General features: G+C 43.1%; 13 protein-coding genes. 11 read left to right on the forward strand and 2 right to left on the reverse strand.

Annotated elements, in window-relative coordinates; translation table 11 throughout:
• Positions 1 to 8 precede the first annotated feature (8 nt).
• The 4 genes from HWQ39_RS31565 to HWQ39_RS31580 all read left to right on the forward strand — a co-directional run bounded on the left by HWQ39_RS31565 (position 9) and on the right by HWQ39_RS31580 (position 4,583).
• Positions 9 to 503 carry a DUF4291 domain-containing protein gene (locus tag HWQ39_RS31565; RefSeq protein WP_292853893.1) on the forward strand — a complete coding sequence of 165 codons (495 nt, stop codon included), beginning with the start codon at positions 9 to 11 and terminating at the stop codon, positions 501 to 503.
• On the forward strand, positions 500 to 652 hold the full coding sequence (locus tag HWQ39_RS31570) for a hypothetical protein (protein ID WP_292853894.1): 153 nt from the start codon (positions 500 to 502) through the stop codon (positions 650 to 652). Before HWQ39_RS31565 ends, HWQ39_RS31570 begins: the two co-directional genes overlap by 4 nt.
• A gap of 6 nt (positions 653 to 658) precedes the next feature.
• The gene (locus tag HWQ39_RS31575) at positions 659 to 1,798 is read left to right on the forward strand and encodes a glycosyltransferase family 1 protein (RefSeq protein WP_292853895.1); all 1,140 of its coding nucleotides are present in this window, start codon (positions 659 to 661) and stop codon (positions 1,796 to 1,798) included.
• A gap of 199 nt (positions 1,799 to 1,997) precedes the next feature.
• The gene (locus tag HWQ39_RS31580) at positions 1,998 to 4,583 is read left to right on the forward strand and encodes an adenylate/guanylate cyclase domain-containing protein (protein WP_292853896.1); all 2,586 of its coding nucleotides are present in this window, start codon (positions 1,998 to 2,000) and stop codon (positions 4,581 to 4,583) included.
• A 50-nt stretch (positions 4,584 to 4,633) separates the two neighbouring features.
• Here HWQ39_RS31580 and HWQ39_RS31585 read toward each other — a convergent pair whose 3' ends face one another.
• Entirely contained in the window at positions 4,634 to 4,909 is a 276-nt protein-coding gene (locus HWQ39_RS31585; protein WP_292853897.1) for a hypothetical protein, read from the reverse strand.
• A gap of 654 nt (positions 4,910 to 5,563) precedes the next feature.
• Between HWQ39_RS31585 and purC the strand changes: the two genes are divergently transcribed.
• The 4 genes from purC to fabZ all read left to right on the forward strand — a co-directional run bounded on the left by purC (position 5,564) and on the right by fabZ (position 10,623).
• The gene (purC, locus tag HWQ39_RS31590) at positions 5,564 to 6,301 is read left to right on the forward strand and encodes a phosphoribosylaminoimidazolesuccinocarboxamide synthase (protein ID WP_292853898.1); all 738 of its coding nucleotides are present in this window, start codon (positions 5,564 to 5,566) and stop codon (positions 6,299 to 6,301) included.
• A gap of 128 nt (positions 6,302 to 6,429) precedes the next feature.
• Positions 6,430 to 8,946 (forward strand): BamA/TamA family outer membrane protein, encoded by a 2,517-nt coding sequence (locus HWQ39_RS31595; RefSeq protein WP_292853899.1) that lies wholly within the window; start codon positions 6,430 to 6,432, stop codon positions 8,944 to 8,946.
• Positions 8,947 to 9,150: 204 nt separating this feature from the next.
• Positions 9,151 to 9,999 (forward strand): UDP-3-O-acyl-N-acetylglucosamine deacetylase, encoded by an 849-nt coding sequence (lpxC, locus tag HWQ39_RS31600; RefSeq protein WP_292853900.1) that lies wholly within the window; start codon positions 9,151 to 9,153, stop codon positions 9,997 to 9,999.
• A gap of 99 nt (positions 10,000 to 10,098) precedes the next feature.
• The gene (fabZ, locus tag HWQ39_RS31605) at positions 10,099 to 10,623 is read left to right on the forward strand and encodes a 3-hydroxyacyl-ACP dehydratase FabZ (RefSeq protein ID WP_292853901.1); all 525 of its coding nucleotides are present in this window, start codon (positions 10,099 to 10,101) and stop codon (positions 10,621 to 10,623) included.
• 81 nt (positions 10,624 to 10,704) lie between these two features.
• Here fabZ and HWQ39_RS31610 read toward each other — a convergent pair whose 3' ends face one another.
• Positions 10,705 to 10,878, reverse strand: coding sequence for a hypothetical protein (locus tag HWQ39_RS31610; protein ID WP_292853902.1), 174 nt, complete (start codon positions 10,876 to 10,878; stop codon positions 10,705 to 10,707).
• A gap of 59 nt (positions 10,879 to 10,937) precedes the next feature.
• Here HWQ39_RS31610 and lpxA point away from each other — a divergent pair, with 59 nt between their 5' ends.
• The 3 genes from lpxA (at position 10,938) to HWQ39_RS31625 (ending at position 14,404) form a co-directional block, all read left to right on the forward strand.
• Positions 10,938 to 11,756: an acyl-ACP--UDP-N-acetylglucosamine O-acyltransferase gene (gene lpxA, locus HWQ39_RS31615; protein ID WP_292853903.1), complete on the forward strand. Its 819-nt coding sequence runs from the start codon at positions 10,938 to 10,940 to the stop codon at positions 11,754 to 11,756.
• A gap of 132 nt (positions 11,757 to 11,888) precedes the next feature.
• Positions 11,889 to 13,079, forward strand: coding sequence for a lipid-A-disaccharide synthase (gene lpxB, locus HWQ39_RS31620; RefSeq protein ID WP_292853904.1), 1,191 nt, complete (start codon positions 11,889 to 11,891; stop codon positions 13,077 to 13,079).
• 56 nt (positions 13,080 to 13,135) lie between these two features.
• Positions 13,136 to 14,404, forward strand: a complete 1,269-nt coding sequence (locus HWQ39_RS31625; protein ID WP_292854024.1) for a DNA cytosine methyltransferase — start codon at positions 13,136 to 13,138, stop codon at positions 14,402 to 14,404.
• Positions 14,405 to 14,598: the final 194 nt, after the last annotated feature.

The following is a 14,598-nucleotide window of genomic DNA, read 5'->3' on the forward strand; positions in this document are numbered from 1 at the left end:
AACTCTGCGTGCGGCTGATAACAGAACCTTATTTAACTCAAGTCAGTAATTGGCCTAAAAATGGTCGTCATGTTTTAGCACAATATGACGACCATTCAATTGTTGTTTACTCTGCGTATCGTCCATCTATTGGTAACTTCGCCGCCACCTACGGTTATTTTGGTGGTGAGTTTAGTTTTGACCGTATGAGTTGGATAAAACCTAACTTCCTCTGGATGATATATCGTTCTGGATGGGGCACACAAAATGGACAAGAGGTAGTGTTAGCTATTTGGCTGAAGCGTTCGGCTTTTAATGAAATTTTAGTGGCGGCTGTTCATTCCAGCTACGTTCCAGAACTTTATCCCGATAAAAGTACATGGCAAAGAGCATTGAAGCGATCGCAAGTCCGCCTACAATGGGATCCAGACCATAACCCATCTGGGACAAAATTAGAAAGACGCGCTATTCAGTTTGGATTACGTGGTGAAGTACTAGCTGCTTATCCAAAGATTGGATTGTGAACATTGAGGACATCTCGGACTTTGTACAAAAACAGCGCCAAAATATTAAATCTGACTGTGCAGAGTTGATTACACCACAGGAGAGAGTCTATTCTGTGTTTGATAGCGAAACGCAAGCAAAGCTGAGATTATCTGCCTGGACTGAATAGTTTTTTATGAGAATTGCTCTATTTACCGAAACCTTTTTACCCAAGGTTGACGGCATTGTAACGCGCCTACGTCATACTGTTGACCATCTACAGCGCAGTGGTAATCAAGTGTTGGTGATTGCCCCAGATGGAGGCATCACAGAACACAAAGGCGCTAAAGTTTATGGTGTTACTGGCTTTCCTTTGCCATTGTATCCAGAATTGCAAATGGCATTACCCCGCCCAGCTATTGGTTATGTTTTAGAAGAGTTTAAGCCTGATATTATTCATGTCGTCAATCCAGCAGTTTTAGGTTTAGCAGGTATATTTTATAGCAAAATCCTCAAAATCCCTTTAGTAGCGTCTTATCATACCCATTTACCCCAATATCTCCAACATTACGGTTTGGCTATGTTAGAAGGGTTTCTTTGGGAATTACTGAAAAGCGCTCATAATCAAGCAGCTTTGAATCTGTGTACCTCCACAGCAATGGTTGAGGAACTGACAGCACACGGTATTGAACGTGTAGATTTATGGCAGCGCGGGGTAGATACAGAATTATTTCACCCCGATTTAGCTAGTGTAGAGATGCGATCGCGCTTATCGCAAAATCATCCAGAAAGTCCATTACTACTTTACGTTGGGCGGCTTTCGGCTGAAAAAGAAATTGAGCGCATCAAACCAATTTTAGAAGCAATTCCCCAAGGGCGGTTAGCATTGGTTGGGGATGGCCCCCACCGTCAAGCATTGCAAAAACACTTTGCTGGCACAAATACTTATTTTGTGGGGTATCTTATGGGGCAAGAATTAGGTTCTGCCTTTGCGAGTGCTGATGCCTTTATCTTTCCTTCCCGTACAGAAACACTGGGCTTAGTATTACTAGAAGCGATGGCTGCTGGCTGTCCAGTGGTAGCAGCCCGTTCCGGGGGAATTCCTGATATTGTGACAGATGGCGTAAATGGATATCTTTTTGAGCCAACAGCAGATATTCAAGGGGCATTAGCTGCTACTGTTCGCCTCTTGGAACAAAAACAACAACGAGATATCATCCGTAAAAATGCTCGCCAGGAAGCAGAAAGTTGGGGTTGGGCAGCTGCCACTAGTCAGCTACAAGATTACTATCAAAAAGTGATAGTTTTCTCAACAGTTGGGAAAATCGGGGAGTAGGGAGTAGGGAGTGGGGGGATGAGGGAGATAAACAAAACTCCTAACTCAGCACTTAGCACTTCTAACCCCCAATGCCGCCCCATGCCCAAAATCTAAAATCTAAAATTCCCATGACTGAAACAGACTCATGATACAAGCTCATTTATTTATGGGGATTATTAATTTTGAATTTTGAATTTTTAATTCGGAGCGAAGCGACGTGACACTCCCCAACCCTGGCAGCGTCTTGGCTACATTAACTGAATTAACTCAAGTTAATCGTACTCACGCCTTACTGCGTCGCGTTAAAGACTTATCTGTTAACGAATTTGTTTGCTTACTTGACTTCATAACTGCTGAGTTCCAACAATTTCTGAGAGCTATTGAACTAATCAATAATGAAGCTCTAGAAACTATGTTGGAGAAAGTATTAGAAGCCATCACACTCAAAATCGGTCAAATTCTCCAAGCAGAACATACAGCTATTTTTTTAGTTGACTATGACAAAGGTCAATTGTGGTCAAAAGTTCCTCAAGATAATACTCAAAAATTCTTAGAAATTCGTACTCCCATTACAGTGGGTATCCCTGGTCATGTTGCGAGTACAGGTCAATATCTCAATATATCTGAAACTTATACTCATCCGCTATTTAGCCCAGAGCTTGAAAAACAAATGGGCTACAAAATACGTAACATTTTATGTATGCCTGTTATTAGTAGCAAAAACAAGACTGTAGCGGTAGTGCAACTAGCTAATAAAACCGGGAATGTTCCGTTTAATCATGATGATGAAGAACGGTTTCGAGACTTTGCCGCTTCTATTGGTATTATTCTAGAAACCTGCCAATCTTTTTATGTCGCTGCTCGTAATCAAAGAGGCGCAACAGCTTTGTTACGGGCAACTCAGACACTAGGGCAAAGTCTGGATTTAGAAGCAACTTTGCAGATAGTCATGGAACAAGCCCGAATTCTCATGCAGGCAGACCGCAGCACACTATTTTTATATCGTAAAGAGATGAGTGAACTCTGGACGAAAGTGGCAGCGGCGGCAGATGGCACAAACTTGATAGAAATCCGCATTTCTGCTAACCGTGGTATTGCTGGATATGTAGCTTCCACGGGTGAAGCCTTAAATATTTCTGATGCTTACAAAGACCCCCGTTTTGACCCAACGACAGATAGAAAAACTGGCTATGTAACTCGCAATATTCTGTGTTTGCCAGTATTTAATTCTGCAAATGAATTAATTGGCGTTACGCAATTAATTAATAAGCAACAAGGGAGTTTTACTGCTTCTGATGAAGAGTTTATGCGGGCTTTTAATAATCAAGCAGGAATTGCCTTAGAAAATGCTCGTCTGTTTGAAAATGTGCTGTTAGAAAAACAGTATCAAAAAGATATTTTACAAAGTCTGTCAGATGCCGTGATTTCTACAGATATGGCAGGACAAATTGTCACGATTAATGATGCAGCATTGGAGTTGCTAGGTTGTCCGATAGGAGACGCTAATAGCAAGAACAACAAGCTTTTGTGGGAACAAAATTTGATTGGTCGCTTAGTTTGGGAAGTTGTGCCGATTGAAAATCTCCAAATGCGACTAGAAGATAGTCTCAAAACTGGAGCTAAACATTATGTGCCAGAGCAAAGTTTGATGGTGGGACTATACCAAGTTATGAGTGAGGAGTTAGGAGTTAAAAGTGAGACTCTCAGGACTCACCACTCAATTTTAGCAGTACGCGATCGCACTAACCCCGATATTTTCATTCCCTGGAATCAACCCCTTATTCCCCAATCTGAGTTTCTCACTGCTGATGAGGTACAAATATTAGAGCGCAGTACTAATCTCACTGTTAATCCCCTGACTAACCCAGAAGGCGGTGTACGCGGTGGTTTGGTGGTGTTGGAAGACATCAGTCAGGAAAAACGGATGAAAACTACCATGTCTCGCTACCTAACGCCTCATGTCGCTGAACAAGTGATGGCTCTGGGGGAAGATGCTTTAATGGTAGGTGAGCGCAAAGAAGTAACCATCTTGTTTTCTGATATCCGAGGCTACACAACACTTACAGAAAATCTTGGTGCAGCTGAGGTGGTATTGCTGCTAAATCAGTATTTTGAAACGATGGTGGAGGCGGTTTTTAACCACGAAGGTACTCTCGATAAATTTATTGGAGATGCCTTAATGGCGGTATTTGGTGCGCCGCTACCACTTACAGAAAATCATGCTTGGAGGGCTGTACAGTCCGCGTTAGATATGCGGCAACGCTTGGAGGAATTTAACCAACGGCGAATTATCCAGGCGCAACCACAAATTAATATTGGTATTGGGATTAGTTCTGGGGATGTGGTTTCGGGTAATATTGGTTCCCGTAAACGAATGGATTACACCGTAATTGGAGATGGTGTAAATTTGAGTTCGCGCTTAGAAGCGGTAACAAAGGATTACGGTTGTGATATTATTTTAAGCGAATTTACTTACCAATTATGCAGTGATCGCATTTGGGTGCGCCAGTTAGATAAAATTCGAGTCAAAGGGAAACACCAAGCGGTGAATATCTACGAGTTAATTGGCGATCGCAATACTCCCCTAGATGTCAACATTCAAGAGTTTCTATTTCACTATCATACTGGACGCGCTGCTTATTTATCACGCAACTTCTCACAAGCGATCGCCTGTTTTGAAGCCGCCAAAGGCATCCAACCCCAAGACCAAGCTGTTAATATGCACCTAGAACGTGCGCGTAATTATCAACAAACTCCGCCTCCAGAGTCCTGGGATGGTGTATGGACAATGCTTACTAAGTAATTATTAGTCATTCTCCCTTTGACCAACGCCCAATTCCGTGCGTCCCTCCTTCAATCTTTAGCCTCTCCCTGATCATCCTGAAACGGATCTTCGCCAATTCCTAGCTCTTTTTTTGAGCGTTTCAACTGTTTCCATAGATCCTTTATTTGTTCGTAAGCTGAACCTGGAGGTAGTTTTCCACCTGTTTCTAAGTTGCAAATGTAGCTGACACGTTGAGCAAATTCCTGTAAATTTGCATTAAAAACCAAGTTTTCTGGCTTTACCTGACCGTAGTAGCGACCACGAGGGAAGAGAAAATCATCCTTGTTCACTATTTTATTCTCCAATTTATTCAATTCTCCTTCTATTTGAATCTTTGAAGCTGAATCACTAGCTAACCTAATCTTTCTTTTGTCAGACTGGGGTGAACCCAATCATCCAAATCCTTTTCCAATTGGTGATCTAGGAATTGGTTAATTTAGATTTTGAGACTAGAGGATAAAGCTTAAAATATTTTTGTTGTAAATGTTACAAAAAACCTTCTGCTAAAGTAACCAGAGAGAATATTTGACTTTCCTCCCAGTTGTCAATTTATCTCATCTTATATTTATGAAGTTCAAACTGTAATCAACTTCACTCGAAACAATTAGATACATGATAAAACATACCCAGATATTTTAGCAAAATTATATTTGCAATAATAATGACAATTATTTTAATAAACTTACTTAAGTAAATATACTATGCAGAAAAGCAAATTGTCCTCTATTAAAAGTTAGAGATTCAGAACTAAATCTCTAGCAACTAGCTACTGAAGAATGACCAACAAGAGGGCATTAGGCATTGGGCATTGGAAAGAGGCACAGGGGCGGGGTGCAGAGGGGAAAATTCTTCTCCCTCATTAAAATAATCACCAATGGCTAATAGTTAATAACTAAAGATAAAATGGTGAAGCCTCAGAGGACAACTTTTGTCCATCGCCTAAAACTTTACCTGCCACCATGTCTGTTAATTCCAAGTTATACGAAGGCAAAGCGAAAATTCTCTATACAACGGACGAACCGGAAGTCTTGTTGGCTGATTTTAAGGACGATGCCACGGCGTTTAACGCCCAAAAGCGTGGCAGTATCCAAGGTAAAGGAGAGATAAATTGTAGCATTTCCAGCCAGCTTTTTAAACAGTTGGAGGCTTATGGTATAAAGACTCACTTTATCGACAGCCCTGCCCCAAATCAGATGCGGGTGAGGGCAGTCAAGATTTTCCCCTTAGAAGTGGTGATCAGAAATATTGCTGCTGGCAGTCTGTGTCAGCAAACAGGATTACCAGTGGGTACAATTCTGAAACAGCCTTTGGTTGAGTTTTATTACAAAAACGATCCGTTAGGAGATCCTTTGTTGACACGCGATCGCCTGTACCTGCTAGAACTAGCGACTGCGGAACAAGTAGACGCAATTACACATCTAGCATTGCAAATCAATGAATTTCTGAATAAATTTTGGCAGCGGTGCGGCATTACCCTAGTAGACTTCAAACTAGAGTTTGGTTTGGACTCACAACAGCAGTTGCTCTTGGCAGATGAAATTAGCCCCGACACCTGCCGTTTGTGGGATACCGCAGAAGAAGACTCAAACCGCCGGGTAATGGACAAAGACCGCTTTCGTCGGGACTTAGGAAAAGTAGAGGATGCCTACCAGGAGGTTTTACAAAGAGTGCTAAAAGCAGTAGAGAGTAATAATTAAGTGAGCAAAAATAAATTAAACTCGTGTGGATTGTCATTTGTCCTTTGTTATTCACCAATGACTAATGACCAATGAACTAATGACTATTTGTGATGGTGTGTGTGGTCGTGAAGAGGAATATAAGTAAAATGCGTTTATCCCCCGTATTGCTGGCAGCAGTGGCAATTGCAGCCCCTTTGGGTGGTTCATTGAGTGCAAATGCCGAAACCGCCAACAGTTCAAAACAGACAACAGAAGTTTTCACACTAGAAACAAATCAGCAGCCAGAAAAAGACACTGGTCAGCTTAACTCTAGTAAAAGTCTAGAATCTCTATCTAAATCCACAGGGGTTATAGAAGGGGAGCGTCCCCAATCCCGCGTTATCGCAATTTATCCTGCCAATCCAGCAGCGATGCCTGCGGCAGGTATCGCATACACAACCCCAGGGGTAAAAGTGTCAGCCTCTACAACACCAAAAACGGCACAAACCTCTCAACTCAATCCCAGCCCTACTCAACAGCCGTCTCCCCCTCCAGAAATTCAACAACCAGCGCCTTCCCCAACTCCTGAGACCACTCCAGTCCCAGAAAATGTCAATCCACCCACAACGGAACCTTTATTACCCACAACTCCAGAACCATCAAGTACTCCAGACATTCCATTCCCAGGTAATCAACAAAGAACACCTGCCCCACGCCCAGGCGCTACTCCCAGTCCGCAGAATGTTAACCCACCGACAACTCCGGGAAATACTCAACCCAACACAGCCCCAGAAGCTAATGACCCCCGCGTACTGGTGTCGGAAGTACTAGTTAGATCGCAAGCTGGGCAACTATCACCAGAACTAGAAAGCCAAGTTTACAAAGTAATTCGTACCCAACCAGGGCAAACCACAACCCGCAGCCAACTGCAAGAAGATATTAACGCCATTTTTGGTACTGGCTTCTTCTCCAACGTCCAAGCAACGCCAGAAGATACCCCCTTGGGAGTGCGAGTCAGCTTTGTAGTGCAGCCTAACCCTGTCCTCAGCAAGGTAGAAGTGCAAGCCAATCCTGGCACTGGTGTCGCTTCTGTACTACCAGCTAATACTGTGGATGAAGTTTTTCGTGAGCAGTATGGCAAAATCCTCAACTTGCGTGACTTGCAAGAAGGCATCAAACAGTTAAACAAGCGGTATCAAGACCAAGGCTACGTGCTAGCCAACGTGATTGGAGCGCCACAAGTCTCTGAAAACGGAGTTGTTACCTTGCAAGTAGCAGAAGGGGTAGTAGAAAATATTAGAGTCCGGTTCCGCAATAAAGATGGTCAAGAGACAGACGAGAAAGGACAACCGATTCGGGGACGGACACAAGATTACATCATTACACGAGAAGTAGAATTGAAGCCAGGACAAGTATTCAATCGCAACACAGTACAAAAAGACCTACAGCGTGTGTATGGGTTGGGACTGTTTGAAGATGTAAATGTGTCCCTTGACCCTGGTACTGACCCCAGTAAGGTAGATGTAGTAGTAAATGTAGCTGAACGCAGCAGTGGTTCGATTGCAGCTGGGGCAGGGATTAGTTCTGCTAGCGGACTTTTTGGAACAGTAAGCTATCAACAGCAAAACCTGAACGGTAGGAACCAAAAACTAGGCGCAGAAGTACAGGTGGGAGAACGAGAACTGCTGTTTGACCTGCGGTATACTGACCCCTGGATTGCGGGAGATCCTTACCGGACTTCCTACACAACCAATATTTTCCGCCGTAGTTCTATTTCGTTGATTTTTGATGGCAAAGATGAAGATGTTAGGACATTTGACCCAGCTAATCCCACTAATGAAGATTCTCAGGATCGCCCCCGCATTCTCCGTATAGGTGGCGGTGTTACCTTTACCCGTCCACTATCCTCCAATCCTTACAAAACTTCCGTCTGGACTGCCTCGGCAGGTATACAGTATCAGCGAGTTTCCGCCCGTGATGCCGATGGCAATCTCAAAAAAACAGGAGCGGTATTCAATGATAATGGAATTCCTCTCGATGAGAATGGAAACCCCACCAGCAACGGTCAACCAATCGAAATTCCACTTACCCTGTCTCCAGGAGGTCAAGACGATTTACTACTGCTGCAAGTGGGGGCACAGCGCGATCTCCGTAATAACCCCCTGCAACCCACTAGCGGTTCTTATCTCCGCTTCGGAATTGATCAGTCGGTTCCCGTCGGACTAGGCAACATTTTCCTTACCAGATTCCGGGGTAGCTACAGCCAATATTTACCCATCAAGCTGCTTAGTTTCAGCAAAGGGGCACAAACCTTAGCATTTAACCTGCAAGCAGGAACCATCCTTGGTGACTTGCCTCCATACGAAGCTTTTACCCTTGGGGGTAGCAACTCCGTTCGTGGTTATGAAGAAGGAGCATTAGGTAGTGGACGCTCTTATGTGCAAGCATCAGTTGAGTATCGGTTTCCAGTTTTTTCAGTAGTCAGCGGCGCACTATTTTTTGATCTCGGTAGTGACTTGGGAACTAGTACTAGAGCCGCTGAAGTGTTGAACAAAAATGGTAGTGGTTTCGGCTATGGTCTTGGCGTTCGCGTCCAGTCTCCACTGGGGCCAATTCGCATTGACTACGGTATCAACGATGATGGTGACAGTCGGATTAATTTCGGTATTGGCGAAAGGTTTTAATTTGTCGTTAGTCATTAGTGAATCACAAAGGACAGCTGACAAAGGACAAAGGACAATTAACTTTTTTGGATTAGCTTGCTAATTTTTACATTTACCTCAATACTGTTCCGATAAAGGGATTAATGACATTTTTCGGGGAATATCAGGGATTTTACCAAAACAGATGATGAACAATACTAAAGGAAATATATTGACTTTTCGGCTATGCAGCAGCACACTCTAGCAGCCCAAATCACCCAAATAGGGGTGGGACTGCATAGCGGTGTGAATACCCAAGTGCGGATACTACCAGCGGAGGCGGGAAGTGGACGCTACTTTGTGCGGGTAGATTTACCGGATTTGCCAATCATTCCAGCCCAAGTTGCAGCAGTTAGCCACACCGTTCTCTCAACTCAGTTGGGTAAGGGTGAGATATCTGTTCGCACGGTAGAGCATTTGTTAGCAGCACTTTCGGGTATGGGCGTGGATAATGCCCGAATTGAAATTGATGGCCCAGAAGTCCCACTTTTAGATGGTTCAGCAAGTGTGTGGACAGCCAACATTGCCCAAGTTGGCTTAATATCACAACCCGTTAATAACCAAGTTCCGTTGGCTATTACAGAACCCTTATGGATCTATGAAGGAGATGCTTTTGTATCTGCCCTCCCAGCACCAGAAACCCGGTTTAGTTACGGTATTGATTTTGACCTACCAGCCATTGGTAATCAATGGCATAGTTGGTCACTAACAGCTGAACAAGGAACAACTTCTGCTAGCTTTGCTGTGGAAATTGCTCCTGCGCGTACTTTTGGGTTACTGCATCAAATTGAACACTTACAAAAAACAGGGTTAATTAAAGGTGGCAGTTTGGATAATGCACTCGTTTGTGGGCCTGAAGGCTGGCTAAATCCACCATTGAGATTTGCAAATGAGCCAGCCCGTCATAAAATTTTGGATTTAGTAGGAGATTTAAGTTTACTAGGAACTTTTCCTCGCGCTCATTTCTTGGCGTATAAAGCCAGTCATAATTTACACATTCAACTGGCTCAAAGAATTTTAGATTTGGGATTTTAGATTTTAGATTCAAACTAAAGCCTAAAATCTAGGATTAATAAGACTTTGGATATACGGCTGCCTACTCAACTTTCAGATGAAAAATCAACTACACGGCCAATGTCAATCCTCACTGAAGTGAATACGATCGATACGACTACATCTACCGAACCACAGGCTATAAATGAGACTAAAATCAGTTCTGAGATTAAAACAACTTTCACATCTGAAGAAATTCAGAAATTACTACCCCACCGCTACCCATTTTTACTTGTAGACAAAATAATTGACTACGTTCCAGGTAAAAAAGCTGTTGGTGTTAAAAATGTCACTATCAACGAACCCTATTTTCAAGGACATTTCCCTGGGCGTCCACTGATGCCAGGGGTGTTAATTGTCGAAGCAATGGCACAAGTTGGGGGCATTGTCTTAACTCAAATGTCTCCGGTAGAAGATAGACTGTTTGTCTTCGCTGGTATCGATAAAGTCCGCTTTCGTCGCCAGGTCATACCGGGAGATCAACTAGTAATGACGGTGGAACTGTTATGGGTAAAACAACGTCGTTTCGGTAAGATGCAAGGTCGTGCCGAAGTTGACGGTCAACTTGCTTGTGAAGGGGAATTAATGTTTTCTCTAGTTAACTAAAAGTTTGCTTTCGTGGTGTGGGCATAGCCGTGAAATGCCCCTACTGCATTCTGAAAAAGGATAACAGTCAAAAAATCCACACTAGCATCTGATAATTTCTTGATTTTTGCCGCCCTCTCTACGAGACGCACTCACAAACACACTTAACTTGCTTTGCCCGGCACTTTCGTTCACTGAAAATACTTCACGCTCAACAATGTCAGTCGCCTCGATGGGACGGCAGTTGGTATAACTAACTCTTTTTAAGAGAGTCATACACTGCCCAGAAACCCGGCCCGGCGCTGGCTTATCAAGACAGTTCTGGAGATTCACCCTTGAAAACGCTAATTCATCCAACTGCTGTAATTCATCCGAAATCGGAACTCCACCATACAGTGCAAGTCGGTGCCTATGCTGTGATTGGAGCGCATGTCAAAGTCGGCCCTGAAACAATAATCGGCGCTCATGCAGTGCTAGAGGGGCCTTGTGAAATTGGGGCGCAAAATCAGATTTTTACAGGTGCAGCCATCGGTATGGAACCCCAGGATCTCAAGTTTGTGGGAGAACCAACCTGGGTCAAAATTGGTGATAACAATTTGATTCGTGAGTACGTTACTATTAACCGCGCTACTGGTGCTGGTGAAGCAACGGTAATTGGTGATGGCAATCTACTGATGGCTTATGTCCATGTGGCTCATAACTGCGTGATTGAAGACCAAGTAGTGATTGCTAACTCTGTGGCGTTGGCTGGTCATGTTCATATAGAGTCACGCGCTAGGCTGAGTGGGGTTTTAGGTGTCCATCAATTTGTGCGTATTGGTAGACACGCAATGGTGGGAGGTATGGCACGTATTGATCGGGACGTGGCCCCATATATGCTGGTGGAAGGAAATCCAGCGCGGGTACGAACCCTTAACCTTGTCGGACTCAAACGGTCTGGTATGGATTCAGCAGATTTACTGACGCTGAAAAAAGCCTTCCGCATTCTCTACCGTTCTGATTTGTCTTTTAAGGATGCCTTGGAAAAGTTGGAATTTTTAGGGGATAGCGAAGAGTTGCAGCATCTACGCCGTTTTCTGCTACTTTCTCAGATGCCAGGAAGGCGTGGCTTAATTCCTGGTAAAGGGAAAAAAGGCGTGAGTGATGAATCGTGAGTTAGGGGTTAGAAGTTAGGAGTTATGAGTTATGAGTTGATAAATTAAATTTTTTAACTCTTCACTCTCATTCCTAACTTTTAACTGCTAACTCCTCACTTTTAATTCCTAACTTCTAACTTTAATTATCAAATGCGGATATTTATCAGCACTGGCGAAGTATCTGGCGATTTACAAGGATCGCTGCTAATTTCAGCGCTGAAGCGTCAAGCTGGGGCGATTGGGTTGGAATTAGAGATTGTGGCGCTGGGAGGCGAGAAAATGGTAGAGGCTGGAGCAGTTCTGCTAGGTAATACTAGCAGTATTGGCTCAATGGGTATTCTAGAAGGGCTACCTTATCTTTTACCGACTCTCCAGGTGCAACGTCAAGCGATCGCTTCCTTAAAGCAAAATCCACCTGATTTAGTGATACTAATCGACTACATGAGTCCGAATCTGGGAATTGGGACTTACATGAAACGACATTTACCAGATGTACCTGTGGTGTATTACATCGCTCCCCAAGAGTGGGCTTGGTCGATCAATGTGCGTAATACTAACCGAATTGTTGGTTTTACAGATAAGCTGTTGGCAATTTTTCCACAAGAAGCCCGTTACTTTCGTGAGAAAGGGGCAGAAGTTAGTTGGGTAGGGCATCCTTTGCTTGACCGGATGCAGGATGCTCCTAGTCGGGAAGCAGCCCGTGCAACCCTGGGGATTGCGCCAGAAGAGATTGCGATCGCACTTCTCCCCGCCTCTCGTCACCAAGAACTAAAATATCTTTTACCAATTATTTTTGAAGCTGCTCAAACTATTCAAGCTAAATTACCTAAAGTTCGTTTCTGGATTCCCCTGTCGCTGGAAGTCTATAGACAGCCAATTGAAAAGGCTATTAAGCGTTACGGTTTACGGGCTACAGTTCTATTAGCTCAACAAAAGGAAGTTTTTGCTGCGGCTGATTTAGCCATTAGCAAATCTGGTACTGTCAACCTGGAACTTGCTTTGTTAAACGTGCCGCAAGTTGTAGTTTACCGCCTCAGTTCCCTAACTGCTTGGATAGCTCGTAAAATCCTCCAAGGTTCTATAAGCTTTGCATCGCCACCTAATTTAGTAGTGATGAAGCCCATTGTGCCAGAATTTTTACAAGAGGAAGCTACGGCAGAAAATATTATCCAAGCAGCAATGGAATTACTACTCAATCCCAGTCGTAGAGAGCAAACTTTGCTAGATTATGAAGAAATGCGGCGATGTTTAGGGGAAGTTGGGGTGTGCGATCGCGCTGCTCTAGAAATTTTGCAAATGTTGCCAAGGACTGGGGACTGGGGACTGGGGACTGGGGACTAGGAAAATTTTCTATATTTAATACGTCATACCCAATCCCCAATCCCCAAAGAGGTGTCATGGCTTATGAGATGAAAAAACAAAGAGCGATCGCAGTTGATTTGTTCGCTGGCGCGGGTGGTATGACTCTTGGCTTTGAACAAGCTGGTTTTGATGTGCTAGCCTCTGTGGAAATTGACCCGATCCACTGTGCAACACATGAATTTAACTTTCCTTATTGCTCAGTGTTATGTAAAAGTGTTGTGGATATAACCGGGGAAGAAATTAGGAATCGCTCTAAGATTGGCGATCGCGAGATTGATGTGGTAATTTGTGGCTCACCATGTCAAGGATTTTCTCTAATTGGTAAACGGGCTGTTGATGACCCACGAAATTCTTTGGTATTTCACTTTCATCGGCTGGTTTTTGAGCTAAAACCGAAATTCTTTGTGATGGAAAATGTTCGGGGTATCACAGTTGGCGAACATAAACAAATCCTCCAAACTTTAATTAGCGAGTTTAGAATTCACGGCTATAAAGTAGAAGAAAATTACCAAATTCTCAATGCTGCAAATTACGAAGTACCACAATCTCGTGAGAGATTATTTCTGATAGGTGCAAGGGAAGATGTAGAGTTACCAAGATACCCTCAGCCGATTACTAAACAAGCACTGCTAAATAATTTAAATTCTAAAAAAATATCTGATATTCCATCGAGTCCTACAGTATGGGATGCAATTAGAGATTTACCTGAAATAGAAAAATATCCTGAATTATTAACAAGAGATTGGGTTGTAGCAGAATACGAAAAACCTAGTAAATATGCTCTTGTACTTCGTGGTCTTAAGTGCCTAGATGATGATTATTCTTATAAACGTGAATATGACTTGCGAATACTTTCTTCAAGTTTAAGAACAAAACATTCTGCGGAAACTATTAAACGTTTTCAGGATACTCAACAAGGCGAGAGAGAAAAAATTAGTCGTTTTCATAAGCTACATCCTGCTGGTGTCTGCAATACTTTAAGGGCCGGAACAGACAGGTATAGGGGTTCTTTCACATCTCCAAGACCGATTCATCCATCTACGCCCCGGTGTGTCACCGTCAGGGAAGCAGCAAGATTGCATTCTTACCCAGATTGGTTTAGATTTCATGTAACGAAATGGCACGGATTTCGGCAAGTTGGTAACTCTGTACCACCGCTACTAGCAAAGGCTGTGGCGTCAGAAATTATTCGCAGTTTGAATATTTCGCCTTTTAAGCCCAGTTTGCGATACAAGTTGGGAGAGGAAAAGCTATTACAATTTAATATGTCGCAAGCGGCACAATATTATCAGTGTGACTGTTAAGTTAAGCAGATGTAGTGTAGCAGACACCAGATGTATAGTTTAAATAATTAATTATACACTCTCATTCTTTTCAAAACTCGTAAAATTAATTTACTTAATATGCTCTATTTTTGAGCAGATAAAGTTAAATTCAATCAAAAAAATTAGGTAGATAAAATTTTTATGGCTGGGATTTTTCAAAAATATCAATAATC

Origin of the sequence: Nostoc sp. NMS8, from assembly GCF_017115045.1 — a bacterium.
Taxonomy (GTDB): Bacteria; Cyanobacteriota; Cyanobacteriia; order Cyanobacteriales; family Nostocaceae; genus Nostoc.